The sequence below is a fragment of the Kitasatospora sp. NPDC034533 genome (assembly GCF_055575155.1).
Window position 1 is genome coordinate 33,372 of sequence record NZ_JBVITE010000047.1, and the last position, 15,089, is coordinate 48,460.

At 73.7% G+C, this 15,089-nt stretch carries 11 protein-coding genes; 4 read left to right on the forward strand and 7 right to left on the reverse strand.

The window, feature by feature from the left end:
* Positions 1-438 precede the first annotated feature (438 nt).
* Positions 439-2,607, reverse strand: coding sequence for a M4 family metallopeptidase (locus ACZ55U_RS27415; protein WP_465530045.1), 2,169 nt, complete (start codon positions 2,605-2,607; stop codon positions 439-441).
* A gap of 190 nt (positions 2,608-2,797) precedes the next feature.
* Here ACZ55U_RS27415 and ACZ55U_RS27420 point away from each other — a divergent pair, with 190 nt between their 5' ends.
* The 3 genes from ACZ55U_RS27420 (at position 2,798) to ACZ55U_RS27430 (ending at position 6,899) form a co-directional block, all read left to right on the forward strand.
* Positions 2,798-5,524, forward strand: coding sequence for a helix-turn-helix transcriptional regulator (locus tag ACZ55U_RS27420; RefSeq protein ID WP_465530047.1), 2,727 nt, complete (start codon positions 2,798-2,800; stop codon positions 5,522-5,524).
* Positions 5,525-5,661: 137 nt separating this feature from the next.
* Positions 5,662-6,207 carry a DUF2165 domain-containing protein gene (locus tag ACZ55U_RS27425; protein WP_465530049.1) on the forward strand — a complete coding sequence of 182 codons (546 nt, stop codon included), beginning with the start codon at positions 5,662-5,664 and terminating at the stop codon, positions 6,205-6,207.
* 86 nt (positions 6,208-6,293) lie between these two features.
* Positions 6,294-6,899, forward strand: coding sequence for a hypothetical protein (locus tag ACZ55U_RS27430; protein WP_465530050.1), 606 nt, complete (start codon positions 6,294-6,296; stop codon positions 6,897-6,899).
* A gap of 167 nt (positions 6,900-7,066) precedes the next feature.
* Here the strand turns inward: ACZ55U_RS27430 and ACZ55U_RS27435 are convergent, their stop codons facing one another.
* The 3 genes from ACZ55U_RS27435 to ACZ55U_RS27445 form a co-directional block, all read right to left on the reverse strand.
* Positions 7,067-8,275 carry an alpha/beta hydrolase family protein gene (locus tag ACZ55U_RS27435; RefSeq protein ID WP_465530051.1) on the reverse strand — a complete coding sequence of 403 codons (1,209 nt, stop codon included), beginning with the start codon at positions 8,273-8,275 and terminating at the stop codon, positions 7,067-7,069.
* Positions 8,276-8,529: 254 nt separating this feature from the next.
* Positions 8,530-11,712: an amidohydrolase family protein gene (locus tag ACZ55U_RS27440; protein ID WP_465530052.1), complete on the reverse strand. Its 3,183-nt coding sequence runs from the start codon at positions 11,710-11,712 to the stop codon at positions 8,530-8,532.
* A gap of 264 nt (positions 11,713-11,976) precedes the next feature.
* Complete coding sequence (locus ACZ55U_RS27445; protein WP_465530053.1) at positions 11,977-12,465, reverse strand: MarR family winged helix-turn-helix transcriptional regulator; 489 nt, start codon at positions 12,463-12,465, stop codon at positions 11,977-11,979.
* On the opposite strand from ACZ55U_RS27445, the gene ACZ55U_RS27450 reads away from it, so the two are divergent.
* Positions 12,458-12,910, forward strand: coding sequence for a tautomerase family protein (locus ACZ55U_RS27450; protein ID WP_465530054.1), 453 nt, complete (start codon positions 12,458-12,460; stop codon positions 12,908-12,910). The two genes, ACZ55U_RS27445 and ACZ55U_RS27450, sit on opposite strands and share 8 nt — an antisense overlap.
* A gap of 135 nt (positions 12,911-13,045) precedes the next feature.
* Here ACZ55U_RS27450 and ACZ55U_RS27455 read toward each other — a convergent pair whose 3' ends face one another.
* The 3 genes from ACZ55U_RS27455 to ACZ55U_RS27465 form a co-directional block, all read right to left on the reverse strand.
* Positions 13,046-13,687 carry a dihydrofolate reductase family protein gene (locus ACZ55U_RS27455; RefSeq protein ID WP_465530055.1) on the reverse strand — a complete coding sequence of 214 codons (642 nt, stop codon included), beginning with the start codon at positions 13,685-13,687 and terminating at the stop codon, positions 13,046-13,048.
* Positions 13,688-13,797: 110 nt separating this feature from the next.
* On the reverse strand, positions 13,798-14,265 hold the full coding sequence (locus tag ACZ55U_RS27460; RefSeq protein WP_465530056.1) for a nuclear transport factor 2 family protein: 468 nt from the start codon (positions 14,263-14,265) through the stop codon (positions 13,798-13,800).
* 114 nt (positions 14,266-14,379) lie between these two features.
* Positions 14,380-15,015, reverse strand: a complete 636-nt coding sequence (locus tag ACZ55U_RS27465; protein WP_465530057.1) for a TetR/AcrR family transcriptional regulator — start codon at positions 15,013-15,015, stop codon at positions 14,380-14,382.
* Positions 15,016-15,089 lie beyond the last annotated feature (74 nt).

A 15,089-nucleotide genomic window follows, 5' to 3' on the forward strand; every position in this document is an offset into this window, starting at 1 on the left:
GTGCGCATGACGTCTGCCTTTCCGTCCGGTTCGTTCCGTGTGAGCCGCCCCGCAGGGGAGCGCCGGGCTCCAGCCGGTGCGGGTCCGGTGGGGACCTGCCGGAGCGCGCGCAGCGGCCGGGTGTCGGCTGCTGGTGCGTGGCGGAGCCCGGCGCTGGTGCGCAGCCGGGTTTCGGCAGCGGGTTCGGGGGCGCCGGCTTGAGTGCTGGTGCCGGCGATGGCGGGCGGTGCCGGTGTGCTGCGGCCGGTCGATCGGGTGGCGGGACGTGCCGTGGCCGGCGGGACCCGGGGCCGCGGGGTGGTGGGACGGTCCCTGCGGCCGACCGTCCCCACGGTCGGCCGCAGGCTGCCGCGTTCGCTGCTGCCCCGAGGGAACGCGGCGATCCCGTGGCCGGCGCCGCCCCACAACGGGGGCCGGCCACGGGGGACTGAGGGCCGGTCAGCCGATGGCGACGTCGTCGACGAGGAAGATCGTCGTCAGGTACTGGTCCTCGGTGCCGGCGAACTCCAGCTTCACGTTCTGGCCGCGATAGGCGGACAGGTCGACGCTCCTCTGGACGTACCCGGCCGAGGCGTCGGCGTTGGAGTAGGTGGCCAGGGTGGTGCCGTTGACCTTGACCTTGAGGGTGTCGTAGGCGGTGTAGCCGGACTCCTGGGTGGAGACCTTCAGCCAGAAGGTGAGCTTGGGGCTGCCGCTGGAGGGGACGGCGATGTTCGACTGGGAGAGGGACTCGGTGGCGTTGGTGCCGTAGCCCATCATCGCGGCGTACCAGGAGCCGCCGTGGGCGGGCTGCAGGGTGGAGTTGGTGATGTCGTCGGCGCTCTGGGTCCAGCCGGCGGTGCCCTGTTCGAAGCCGCCGTTGGTCAGGGCGTTGCCGGGGTTGGGGTTGCCGGTGGGCGAGGAGGTGGGTGAGGAGGTGGGAGTCGGGGTGGGGGTCGGGGTGCCGTTGCCGGGGTCGGGCAGCGCGGTGCCGACGCTGACGGCGGCCCACGCCTTGGAGACGAGGTACCGCTCCCGGGAGTTGGCGCCGTACAGGTCGGAGGCGGCGTTCAGGGTGGCGGTGCGGGCCGAGGCGTAGTTGGTGGTGGAGGTCATGTAGGTGGTCAGGGCGCGGTACCAGACGGCGGCGGCCTTGTCGCGGCCTATGCCGGCGAAGGTGTCGTTGTTGCAGGTGGTGCCGTTGTGCGAGCGGCCGCCGATGGTCTTGGCGCCGGTGCCCTCGGCCGCGAGGTAGAAGAAGTGGTTGGCGATGCCGGAGGAGTAGTGCACGTCCACCTGGCCGGCGCCGGAGTTCCAGCAGCCGAGGCTGTTGCCGTCGGAGGCGGGGTTGTCCATCCGGCGCAGGGAGCCGTTGGGCATGTTGAGCTTCTCGCCGATGTAGTAGTCGCCGGGGTCGTTGGGGTTGTCGGCGTAGAACTCGACCATGGTGCCGAAGATGTCGGAGGTGGCCTCGTTGAGGCCGCCGCTCTCGCCGGAGTAGGTGAGGTTGGCGGTGGCGGCGGTGACGCCGTGGCTCATCTCGTGGCCGGCGACGTCGACGGCGGTGACGGGGGTGTTGCCGTTCTGCGAGGAGCCGTCGCCGAAGTACATGCAGAAGCAGTTGTCGTCGTAGAACGCGTTCACCAGCTGGTTGTCGACGTGCACGTAGGCGGGGGCGCCGCGGCCGTCGTTGCGGATGCCGGAGCGGTTGAAAGCGTTCTTGTAGTAGTCCCAGGTCTTCGCCAGGCCGTAGGAGGCGTCCACGGCGGCGCTCTCCCGGCTGGAGGCGGTGCCGTTGCCCCAGGTGTTGGTGGTCCTGGAGAAGGCGCGGGCGTTCTGCCTCGGGTTGGACTGCGGGCTGTTGTAGGCGTCGTAGACGATGGTGCCGCCGTGCGCCGCGTCGGTGAGGGTGTAGCCGCCGGCGGTCTGGGTGGTCTCGATGGAGACCTGGCCGACGGTGACTCCGTTGCCGGTGCCGGTGGCGCCCTGGTGCAGTTCGTACTGGTCCAGCGGCGCGCCGCTGGCCGCGTCGACGATCACCGCCTCCTTCGAGGCGGGGCCGCTCTCGCCGTCGCCGGTGACGGTGGAGCGGTAGGCCAGGACCGGCACCTTGCTGGCCGCGTACACCACCAGGGTGCTGCCGTCCGCGGTGTCGGACTTGGCGTTCTTGACGTGCTTGGCGTGCTTGGTGGCCGCGGCCGAGGCGTCGGAGGCGCTGAGCTTCGGCGTCACCCCCGCCATCTTGATCGCGCCCTGGTGGGCCTGGTCGGAGCCGGTGGCCCTGCCGTCCTTGCCGTAGTGGACGACCAGGTCGCCGCCGATGACCGGCAGGCCGCGGTAGGTGCGGTCGTAGCGCACGTGCCGGGCCCCGTCGGTGTCGACCAGTACGTCCTTGGCGACCAGCCGCTCGTCGGGGCCGAAGCCGAGCGACTTCGCCACGGCGGCGGCCTCCCGGTCGGCGGTGCGCAGCGCCTCGGCGCGGGCGTCGGCGGTCATCGCCTGGAACCCGGTGCCGGGCCGGGCGGCGGAGCCGCTGGGGGCCGCCGTGGACTGGGTGGCCACCACGGTCATGGTGCCCAGGGCAAGGGCGGCCGCGACGGCGGCAGCCAGGGCGTTCTTGCGGGACATCACATTCCTCCCGCCGAGCTGGGTTGAGGGGGAAAAGGGCAGCCGGACGTCGTCTGAGGGGTGGGGGTTTTCCGGCGGCCGGAGGAACAGCTCGGCTGTGGCGATGAGGCTAGGGAAGGCCGAGCGCGGCCGAAATCAGGGCAACCCCTTGTCCTGGACCGCAGGGGCGTCACGGTCGCACGATGGCCCGATGCAAGACTTCGCGACGTGGTTCACCGGGCTTGGGGAAACGCATGGCGCCGTGCTGCCGGTGGCGCCGGACGAGATGCACGGCATCCGCCGGGTGGTGCTGTTCGGGCCGCCCGGCATCGGCAAGACCACCGCCGCCGGCGCGCTGGCGCGCAGGCTGGGCCGACCCGTGCTGCGGCTGGCCCCCGGTCCGCGGGACACCGACATCCCGCACACCGGGCTGCTCGAACTCGCCCTCGCTCTCCAAACACTGCCCTCCGCCGGGGAGTTGGCGGACGCGCTGGACAAGGCAGGCGCAGGACCGACCTCGCCGGACGGCAACACCCTGGCCCTGCGGCTGCGGCGGCTGACCGCCACAGTGCTGCGGGAGGCGCCGCCGGTGACGCTGGTGGTGGACAACACCCAGTGGCTGGATCCGGCCAGCGCCACCGTGCTGGGCTGGGCCCTGCGGCAGGCCCCGGAGCTGCCCGTCATCGTCGCCGAGCGCACCTGGCGGCCGGAGGCCGGAGGCCACTGGTGCGGCGAGGACGCGCACGCGGTGCGCGTCCCGCCCCTGACGCTGGGTCAGGTCTCCTCCCTGCTCTCCCCCCACTGGCCCGATCCGAACGCGGTCGCCCGGATCCACGCCCGCAGCGGCGGCAACCCCGCCCTGGCCCTGGCACTCGCCGAGGCCGACGACCGCACCGCCCAGGACGATCCACCCCTGCCCCCGGCGGCCCGCCGGCTGCTCGGAGAATGGCTCGAAACCGTGTCGGAGGACGTGCGGGAGCTGCTGACCCTGGCCGCGCTCGACGACCGCCCCGAGCGCGAACTGCTGGCCCGCCTCGCCGGTCCGGCCGCCGACCACCTCCTGGCCCAGGCCGAGACGGCAGCCCTGATCGACCCTCGACACGGCGACGGGCCGGTGCGCTTCACCGCCTCCGCGATCGGCACCGAACTCACCACCCGGCTCACCGGCACCGCACGCCGCCTCCTGCACGCCCGGCTGGCCGAAGCCAGCCACGACCCCGCCCGCCGCGACCGCCACACCACTTTGGCCGCCGACACCGCCGACCCGCGCACCGCCAGACACACCGCGCGTGACGCCGCCCGCGCCGCCGGCCACGCCCGGCTGCGCGGCGAACACCCGCTGGCCGCCGAACTCTCCCTCCTCGCCGCCCAGCGCACCCCGCGCGAGGACACCGGCCTCCTCACCGAACGGGCCCTGACGGCGGTGCGCGACGCCTCGCACTGCGGCGACCTCCCCCGCGCCCGGGCCGCCACCCGCCTCGTCCTCGCACACGACACCAGCCCCGCCCCACGGGTCAACGCCCTCCTGACCCTGATCGACGCCAGCGGACAACGCCTGCACAGCGCGGACGAACTGTTCGCCGCCGCCTTCCACGAAGCAGCCGGCCGACCGGACCTGACCGCACAAGTCCTGCTCCGCCAGGCCATCTGGGCCAACGTCAACGAAGGCGACCCCCATCGGGCCGCCACCCTGGCCGAACGGTCCGCCGGCCTCGCCCGCACAGCCGACGACACCACCACCGCCGCCCTGGCCCTGACCATGCAGGCCCGCATCCAGCGCATCCTCGGCCACCCCGGAGCCGAAGCCACACTGGAGCGTGCCCTGTCACTGCCGCGCACCGAACGCGTCACCGTCAACACCACCCCCGAACACCTCGCGGCCCGCCACGCCCTCTTCGACGACCGCCCCGAACAGGCCCGCGCCGCCCTGCTGCCCCTGCTCGTCCAAGCCCAGCGGGCCGGGGACACCGAGGCCACCGTCGACCTCCTGCGCAGCCTCGCCGAGGCCGAGCTGCGCACCGGACGCTGCGCCAAGGCCCTCGACTACGCCCACCGCGCCCAGGCCCTGACCGACCGCACCGCCCTGTCACCCGCCCCGGCCTGTTACACCTCAGCCCTCGTCGAGGGCGCCGCCCGGGACACCGGCGCCGCACTGGCCCACGCCCGCCGCGGCATCGACGCCTCCCGGCACGAGGACAACAAGGTCTTCCTCTCCCGCAACCTCCACGCCCTCGGACACCTCCTGCTCGCCACCGACCGCCCGAAGGAAGCCCTGGAACCGCTGGAGGAAGTCCGCGCCCTGGAGACGCGGCAGCAGGTCCGCGACCCGTCCGTCCTGCGCTGGCACCCCGACCTGGCCGAGGCCCTCCTCGCCGTCGGCCGCCACGACGAGGCCGACGACCTGCTCGCCGACACCCACCGCACCGCCACCGACCTCGGCCGGACCTCCGTCCTGCCCGTCCTCGACCGCGCCCGGGCCCTGCTGGACGCCGCCCGCGGCGACCACGACACCGCCGCCCGCCGCCTCACCGACGCGGCCGAGCGCCAGCGCCACCTCCCCCTCGAACGGGGCCGGACCCTGCTGGCCCTCAGCCACACCGAACGCCGCGCCCGCCGCCGCGCCAGCGCCCGCACCGCCGCGCAGAGGGCCGCCGACCTCTTCACCGCCCACGGAGCCCACCCCTGGGCTGACGCCGCCGCCCGGGCCCTCCGCCGCCTGGAACCCAGCTCCGCGCACGGAGGCGCCCGCCCCCACCTCACCGGCGCCGAAGAACGCTGCGCCCGCCTCGCCGCCGCCGGCGCCAGCAACCGCGACATCGCCGCCGCTCTCACCGTGAGCGTGAAAACCGTCGAAACCACGCTCACCCGCGTCTACCGCAAACTCGACGTCCGCTCCCGCGTCCAACTCGCCCACGCCATCACCCCGACACCCGAATGAGCGACCGAAACCGCATCGATGACCACTGGACGCGGCAGGCGCGGGCCGATGCGTTCGCGGTCGAGACGACGATCAGCGAGAGGCGGAACGCCACTACTTGTCCGCTCGTCAAGGAGACAGGCCCTAGCCTCTTCGCCATGCCGACCACTCCCCGCACCGAAGGCCCGCGACGGGCCATCCGCGACCGCCTGCTCGCCCTCGGCTCGCTGCCCGCCGCCGCGGCCGTGCTCACCGGCACCAACGCCCTCTACCTGCTGCTCGTCGTCCTCGGGAACATCACCGACTTCGCCACCAACCAGCAGTTCGTCCAGCACGTCCTGGCCATGGACACCACCTTCCAGGACCAGGACCTGATGTGGCGCTCCGTCACCTCGCCGGCCCTGCAGAACGCGGCCTACGTCGCGATCATCGTCTGGGAGGCGCTGAGCGCCCTGGTCCTGACCGCGGGCACGCTCGCCTGGTGGCTGCGGCCGCACCTGGCCCGCCGCCTCAGCACCCTCGGCCTGCTGCTGATGCTGCTACTGTTCGGCGCCGGCTTCATCGGCATCGGCGGGGAGTGGTTCGCGATGTGGCAGTCCAAGACCTGGAACGGCCTGGACGCCGCGATCCGCAACGTCACCCTGGCCGGCCTGGCCCTGCTGGTGGTGAACCTGCCGTCCCGCGCACCCGCTCCGCCGTGGTGACCGGCCTCCTCGGCCTCTCCGGCCTTGCTTACCGCGAGGTCCGGCCCGTGGCCATGGCCAGGAGACGCGAGGGGCACAATGGTTCGATGCTGGAGTTGCTGCCGGGCACCGGCGTGGTCCTGCCGGACGCGGCCGGGACGCTCACCTTCGGAATGACCTCCGAGGAGGCCTGCGCGGTGCTCGCGGCGACACCCGGCAGCCACCGGACACGACAGTGCATGACGCTGACCCGCGCCGACTACGGGCACCTGCGGCACGCCCACGACGCGTGGCTGCGCGGCATCCTCTTCGACCGGAGCTGGAACACCGTCGCCACCTTCGGCGACATCGTGCTGACCATCGCCGCAGGAGGGCCCGACCGCGCCGAGCGCCTCACCCAGATCACCATCGAGGCCGACGCGTCCCCCGGCGCGCCCGCGACGCGCGCGGTGGCGTGGGACGGCGTCGACCTCTTCGGGCACCCGGCCCAGGACGTCGCCGCCGTGCTGCCGGGCCGCATCCGCCCGTCCGCTCCAGGCGCTGACGACGTGACGGCTCCACAGGTGGGCCTGTGGCTGCGCCGGAACCCGCGGCCCGGTGACCGGTGGTCACGACTGACCTTGCTGGGCGCGCCCACCGGATGGGAGCGGTGCTGCGCGGGCACGTTCGCGTGCCGGAAGGGAGGAGACGGTCTCACGGGCATCCTGCGCTAACGCGGGACCGGCCCCACCGGACCACGGTGCACCACCCTGATCCACTGCGCCGCGGCCGTCGACACCTTCGTCTTGTCCTACGACCAACAGGACACCGGGCCCTACCGCTGGACGTACGACGGCAGCCCGCTCAAAGCCGCACGTACTCCCGGAGGATCAATGTGGCGCTAGTGCTGGAAGAGTACTTCCGGATTGTCCGGCGAGGGGCCGTCCAGCAGCGGACTGTGGATCCCCTTCAGCGTCTGGTCGAAGAACGCCGTCACGTACTCGCGGGTGATCGCCACCCCGCGCTCCGGGGCGAGGGGCGGCGTCGGGAACCCGGCCTGCTCATGAAGCAGTTCCAGGTCGCTGAAGCTGAAGTGGTCGGCGCCGGTGACCGTCAGCCACTTCTTGTAGCCGCCGAGGGCGGCCCAGGTCCGCCCCCACGAGGTGTCGTGGCCGCCGACCGGGTTGTTCTCCGCCGTACCCAGCATGAGGAACGGCCGGTTGATCTGGCCGGGCATCGGGTCCGGGTGGAAGCTGCCGTCCATGTTCACTCCGGCCCGTACGCGCGGGTCGGCGATCATCGTGGCGGCGGCCGCCGCTCCGCCGAGGGAGTGTCCGGCCATGCCGATCTCGTGCTTGTCGATGAGGTGGGCCAGGGGCCACGCGGTATTGCCGTGCGTCAACTGGTCGATCACGAAGGACACGTCCAGCGCGCGGCCGGCGGCGACGGCGTCGAAGTCGAGCCACGCCGGGGCATCGCAGATCGCGCACGGCGGCGTCCGGCCGTCCGCCAGCGTCTCGCCGTTGTCCTCGTAGGTGTGGCCGACGAGCGCGACGACGTAGCCGTGGCTGGCCAGGTCGGTCGCGAGCGAGGTGAGCACCATGCGCGGGTCCTCGTACGCGGGTGAGAGGACCACCAGCGGATGCTTGCCGCTCTGCGGCCGCGCGCCGTCGAAGGCGTGGGTGGTGACGCCGGAAAGGGTCTGCGGGGTGACGCCGGAGCTCGCCGGTATCTTCCCGTGCTCGATGATTCCGGCTGCCTCGGCGAGGGTCGTGTAAGGGGCCGGGGTCCCGGTCCCGGGGACGGCCGGGTAGACCATCGTGACGGTCAGCTGGCGGGGGCCGGACGACGGCACCCATGGATCGGGACGGCTCGCGTCGGTGAGGTGGATGACCTCCTCGCCGGCGGCGTAGGGGCCGGTCGGCGCGGGGAGCGTGCCGTGGAAGGACCCCGTGGGCGCGGTGGCAGCGGCCGGTGCGGTTTCGAACGCGTGCGTGGCCACCGGTGTGGCCGGCGGTGCGGTCGTGGCGGCGAACCCGGCGCCGGTTCCGGTGACGAGCGCGGCGAGCGCCAGCACCGCGACAGCGCTGATACGGCGATTGCGTTTCATGGGACCGACGCTAGGTTCCGCGGCTCCGTGGCGGAATCGGCCCGCGGATGTAAACGCGCTGGTGCCGTTCGTAGCCCCCGTGAGGTACCCGGAGTCATCCGCCGGGAGTATCCGGGAGCATGTCGTACGGCGCGGGGCCCCCGCCGCCGGACCCACGACGGCACCGGGGCAAGCCGGTCGGGGACGCGCACCGGCCCGGGACGCGCACCATGGGCCCGGTACCGGAACTGGGCACGGGAGCCCGGTGCGGGAACTCAGTACGGGGCGCAGCAGCCGTCGCGGCGCAGCGCCTCGCCGATCGCGTACCACTCCTCGTCCCACCCCGGCGGCCGCTCCGCCGGGGCCCGCCCGCCGTCGCCCGTCAGGTCAGCGCTCCGGTGGACCACACCGTCGCGCATCACCCAGGAGGTGCGCACCAGGTCGGCGAAGTCGTGGAACGGGTCGCCTTCGACCACCGTCAGGTCCGCCAGCTTGCCCGGCTCCACCGTGCCCAGGTCGTCCGCCAGGCCGAACAGCCGGGCCGGGGCCACCGTGGCCGTGTGCAGGGCCTGGGCCGGGGTCAGGCCCGCGTAGCGGTGCAGGGCGCGCAGGGCGAGGTGCAGTTGGAGGCCGACGGGGACGAGCGGGGAGTCGGTGCCCAGGGTCAGCGCTCCGCCGTCGGCGATGATCCTGCGGTAGACGTCCATCTCGATCCGTACGGCCTGCCGCTGGGCCTGGGTGGTCGGCGTCCCCGCCCGCCGCCGCACGCCGGCGGCGTCCCAGGGCGGCATCAGCGCGGTCACCCGGGGGTCCTGGGCCAGCTCCGGGTAGTCGCCGAGCAGGTGGTAGGCGGAGAAGGGGGTGATGATGATCGCGAAGTCCCCGCCGCGGTAGATCTCGTGGACGTCCTGGTAGCTGTGCCCGGTGGGGGAGACCACCCGGCCGTACTCCTGCCGCTGCGTCGCCGACAGGTGGGCCGTCAGGTCCTGCCCCACCTGCACCCCGGGTGTCAGCAGGTGGCTGCCGGAGGGCACCCCGAGGTGCTCGTGGGCCGTCCGCGCGGCCTGCGCCATGAACCGGGCGGGCGCCCTCACGTAGGTCTTGACGAAGTCGTGGTCCAGCGCCACCGCGCGCTCCAGGCTGCGCCGCATCCCGTCGTCGGTGCGGTGGGCGCGGCCCATGCTGTACGCGACGCGGCTGCCGTCGAGCAGTTCGCCGGTCGCCAGGAAGCGGGGCCCGTCCACCAGCCCGGCGTCGACGGACTCGCGCAGGCGCGCCTGCTCGTAGGCGAAGCCGCCCATCGAGGCGGTGCCGGTGATCCCGTAGGCGAGCAGCAGCCGGGGTTCGCGGCCGCCGTAGGTGTCCAGGTACGGGTGGGTGTGGGCGTCCCACAGACCGGGCAGGACCGTGTGGTCCGTGGCGTCGACCAGTCGCTCGCCCGCGCGACGGGCGCCCGAGCGGTGCGGTTCGACGGCGGTGACGCGGTTGCCGGAGACGACGATGTCGACGTCCTCGCGGAGGCTCTCGCCGGTGCCGTCCCACAGGCAGGCGGCGTGGATGCGGGTGACGTCGGAGCGCGGCGGCAGGGCGCGGGCGGTGCGCAGCCGGACGGGGACGGTGCGCGGGTCGGCGCCGTCGCGGCCGATCAGCCGCAGCCGCCCGTTGGCGAGGTGGAGCAGCCGGGCGGAGTCGCCGGACCAGGACGGGTGGTCGGCCGGTCCGTCGGTGATCCGCCGCGCCTCGCCGGTGGGCGTGCCGTCCGGGGCGACGGGCAGCACCCACAGCGCGGACTCCACGACGAGCGCCAGCCACGCTCCGTCGGGCGACCAGACCGGACCGCTGTCGCAGCGGTCGGCCACCGAGGTGTCCGGCAGCGGCAGGAAGGAGCGTGCGGAGCCGTCGCGGGTGTCGATCACCCGGATGACGTTGTAGCCCTCGCGGAAGCGGTGGTTGAGACGGTTGCGGTCGCACAGCGCGACGTAGCGGCCGTCGGGGGACCAACTCGGCCGTCCGGGAAGGCCGTTGCCTCCGATGGGTGCCGCGATCACGCTCTCGGTCCCCGTGGCGGGGTCGACGAGGAGGAGGTTGCCCAGGACGTCCTGGCAGGCCAGCCGGGTGCCGTCGGGGGAGAGCGCCGGGTTGAACCGGCCACCGCGGGCGAGGACCGTGTCGCCGCGGTCCCGGAGCGTCAGGCGGTGCACGGCGCCCAGGCCGTCACCGTCCGCGTCCCCGTCGTACACGTACAGGACGTCGCGCCCGTCCCGGCTCCAGGACGGCATCTGCACGTAGTGGGCGGGGGCCGCCCGGAAGAGTTCGCGCGGCTGCCCTCCGATGGGCATCAGCCACAGCGCGTTGAGCGCGCAGAAGACGACGGAGCGCCCGTCCGGCGAGAGGGCGGGCAGGTGGACACCGCGTACGTCCCGCTCGGCGGTGGAGTCGAAGTCCCTTGCCTTGCGCCGGTATTGCGGCCTCGGCACCTGGGTGCGCGCGGTGAACGGGACCTGCTTCGCGGTGCTCAGCGCGGGGGAGCGGTCGGTGATCCGGCCGTCGGCGAAGTAGAGGATCCCGCCGTCGGGGGTCCAGCACGGCGGCAGGGGGGAGACGTCCTCGTCGCCGGAGACCACCTCGCCGTCGACGGCCAGCGAGGAGGTGGCCGCCCGGTAGGAGGTCTCGGCGGACGCGTCGCCGACCCACACGTAGGCCAGCCGGCCGTCCCGGGACGCCACGGGGCAGACCACCGTGCCGGTGGTGACGGTGCGTTCGACGGTCACCGGCCCGCCGGTGGCCGGTACGGAGGCGATGGTCCGCCCGCCGGCGGCGTCGGCCCGGACGAAGAGGACCCGGTCGCCGGCCGGGTGCCACGAGGGGTCGTAGTCCTCGGCCCCCGCCTGCTCGGTCAGCCGGGTCAGCCGGCCGGTGGCGACCTCCACCGTCCACACGTCGTACGAGCTGCCGGACACCGCGTCGCCCGCGCGCTCGGAGGAGAACGCGAGGTGCCGCCCGTCCGGGGACCAGGACGCGCCCCGGTCGTCCCACGGCCCCGAGGTCAGCTGCCGCAGGTCCGAGCCGTCCGGCGCCATGGCCCACAGGTGGAAGCCCCCGCCCCGGTACGCGCAGAAGGCGACGGTCGACCCGTCCGGCGACCACACCGGGCGGGTCGGCTCCAGCTCGGGGGCGGTCAGGGCGGTCGCCGTGCCGCCGGCCCGGGGCAGCCCCCACAGCACGCCCTGGACCTCGATGATCAGCCGCTCGCCGTCGGGCGAGAGCGCGATGCCGGCGTTGGTGCCCGCGGTGAACTCCAGCGTCCTCGACCGCGGACCGGCCTGCGCCCGCGCCCCCTCGGGGCCGGCGGCCACCGCGACGGGGCCGAACGCGGCGCCGGCACCCGCGAGGGCCGCGGCCCCGACGAACCCCCGTCGGCTGAACTCCCGTCGGCGACCGTTCCCGAGAAACGACACGCCCGCTCCCTTCGCGCCACCCGGGACCCCGGCCCGCCGCGCCGGAACCGGGCCCGGGGCCGGTCGCGGTGGGGTGGATGCGGCATGCCCAGTATCGGTTCGCGGCCGGAGCGGGGCCGTGCCCCTCGGGCCGCCAATGTCGTGGCGCCGCCAACTCGCCGCCGCGACCGGCGAATCGGCGCCGACGACCACCGCCGGCCCGGCGTGTCGGCCCGGCCGCCAGGGTCCCCGGGAGGCTTCCACCGGAATGGCCACTCGATGCCGCTAACGTGGCGGCGCGTTCCGGGGCTTGTCGCCCGGCTGCTCCAGGGCGGCTTCGTAGGCGTGCAGCGCGGTGATGACCGTGGCGCGTTCCGCAGGGGTGAGACCGCGCATGACGTCTTCCCAGGCGGAGGCGCTGCCGGAGAGCCACTCGCGGATCGGTGCGGCGTAGGCGGGGGTGATGGCGACGATGCGGCGGCGGCGGTCGGTGGGATCGGCGGTGCGTCGCAGGACGCCCGGCCGTGACAGCTCGCTGACCATGAGGCTGACGGTCGTCGGGGCCACCTCCAGCCGGGTGGCCAGCTCGTTGACGCTGGTGGGGCCGTCGTACTCCAGGTGGGCGAGCAGGGCGAGGTGCCGGGGTGCCAGGTCCAGGCCCTGGAGCGCCGCGGGGAGGGGCAGACGCTTGGCGCGGCCGACCAGCCGTGGCATGAGCAACAGCAGGGTGCGGACGGCCTCGTCGACGGCCGGACCGTCCGATTCCGTGGACATCGGCGACCTCTCCCAGATAGCTTTGAAAGCAAAGGCTTTGAATTCAAAGGGAACGGGGTCCACTGTGCCGCATCTGACCGTCCACCTTCCAGAGAACAGGCTGGCGGGCCACGAACCCGCGCTGGTCGTCGCGCTGACGGACGCGATCGCCGGCGTCTACGGCGAATGGGCCCGCGACCTGGTGAGCATCCGGCTGGCCGGAGTCCCCGCAGGCCGCTTCGCCAAGGGAGGCGCGGCAGTGGACACGATCGCCTCGGTGGTCATGGGCGTCCGCGCGGGAGTCTTCGAGCGCCCCGACGCCGCCCGGATCACCGCGCGCCTCGGCGCCGCGCTCACCGACGCGATCGCGCGGGTCGCCGGCGACGACCTCCGCGCGGGCACGATGGTCGAACTCGTGGCGTCACCGCCGGAACGAACTTTCGTCGGCGGCGCCCTCGCCGTGTGAGACCACCACCCGGGCCACCCCTCACGCCCTGGGGTAGCAGGCACCCAGGCCCCCGGGCGCCGCGCCGTCCGCACGAACGGCTCGGCACCCGGGGTGACTCCGCCGGCGTTTCACCGTAGCCACCGGATCACCGGATCACCGGTCCCCGTCGGGCCCGAGGCCGCGGTCGGGCAGGCTCATGTCGCCCGTCCTGGGGGTGCCCTCGGCGAGCCCGTAGCGCAGGTAGACGGTGCCCTGCGGGGCGGCCACCGGCGGTTCGAGGAGCGCGACGTTCATCGGCACCGCCCCGCCGTCGAACACCTTCTTCCCGACGCCGAGCACGATCGGGTGCACCCACAGGTCCAGCCGGTCGAAGAGCCGCTCCCGCAGGAGGGTCTGCACCAGGTCCAGGCTCCCGACCACCTTCACGTGCTCGTGCCGCTCGCGGATCTCCCGCACCGCGCCGGCCAGGTCCGGGCCCAGCAGCGTGGACCCGGCCCAGGGGAGGTCGGGCGTACCCCGGGAGGCCACGTACTTCGGGACGCTGTTGAAGAGCTCGGCGATCGCACCGTCCGTCTGGCGCGGCCAGTAGGCCGCGAAGATGTCGTAGGTGCGCCGCCCGAGCAGCAGGGCGTCCGTCCCCTCGTACGCGGCGAGGATCTGCGCCCCGGTGACCTCGTTCAGCAGCGGCGCCTGCCAGCCGCCGAACGGGAACCCCGCCGGGTCCTCGTCCGGCCCGCCGGGTGCCTGCCCGACGAGGTCGAGGGTCGCGAACAGCTCGATGTGGATGAGGCCCATGTCTGTACTCCCGGTCGTCTGGTCGTCCTCCAGAGATGTAGACCCCGAACGGCGGCAGGACTCATCGCCACGCCGACAGGGGACCTCCTCCGGCCGGGCCCGGCCGGAGGTCAGGAGGCCGCGACCGGTGACGCCGTGACGGCGGAGGCGAAGTCGGGGTGCACGCCGAGCTGGTCGAGCATGACGCTGAGCCCGACGTAGCAGTTGAACTCCTTGATCCTCCCGTTCTGGACGTACCAGAAGTCGGCGGTGGGGATGCCGAGCCGGGCGCCGGTGGCCCGGACGGTCCCGGCGGGCGTCTCGAACGGCCCGGTGACGGTGCCCTCGATCGTCAGCTCGACGGCCACCACGTCGCCGATGACGTGGAACCGGTGCAGTTCGCGGTGGATGTCGGGTGCCAGGGCCGCCATGGAGGCGACCTGGTCGCCGAGGTGTTCGCCGCGGTAGCTCTCGCCCGCGACGACGTTGTTGAACACCCCGTCCTCGGCGAACAGGTCGATGAAGCCCCGCACGTCGAGGACGTGGCCCTCGGCCGCGTGATAGGCGGCCCGGACCGTGGCCTCCGCGTCGATGGTCATCGCACTTCCCCTTCCACGAAGGAAATCAAATGCTTGCTTGAAATTATGGGAACCCGGCGGTGGGCCGGTCAAGTGGTCGTCCGAAGGCCCTGGGCGGCAGGGAGTCCGCGCAGGTCAGCCGGGGTACGGCTGCCCGTGGAAGGCACCGGCCAGGACAGGCAGCAGCCGCCGCTCGATCCGCTCGGCGGGCTCCGTGGCCAGCTCGGCGCCGACGGGCGCCAGGGCGAGCCAGTTGAGCAGGCCGGCGGCGCAGCGGATGCGCAGGACCAGGTCCTGCTCGTCGACGCCGGGCAGGTTCGCCGCCAGCACGCGGACGGCGTCCTGGCGGGCCCGTTCGAACTTGCCGGTCAGGCGCTCCCAGCCCTGCGGCGGGTCGATCGCGACCCGGGCCACGGTGCGCATCACGGCCAGGTCCCGCCCGCCGGCGGCCAGTGCTCTGATCATCGGCCGGGCGAACGCCGCAGCCAGCTCCTGGAGGGTCGCGTCGGGACCGAGCGGGTCGAGCGCCCGGATCTGGGCGTCCAGGTACTGCTCCAGCGCGTGTTCGATCGCGGCGTCGCAGAGCGATCGCAGCGATCCGAAGTGGTAGCTGACGGCGGCGACGTTGGCGCCCGCGCGGTCGGTGACGTCGCGCAGCTTCACGCCGTCCTGGCCGCGCTCCGCCAGCAGCTCCAGGGCGGCGGCCAGCAGGCCGTCCCGGGTGCGGCGGCCGGTCTCCCGGCGCTGGTCCGTCTTCTCGTCCCGTTCCACGGTCCGGACCCAAGCAGGGGCCCGCGCCGGTTGTCAAGCGACTGCTTGAGGTCTTCGGCGCCAACGGTCGGGGC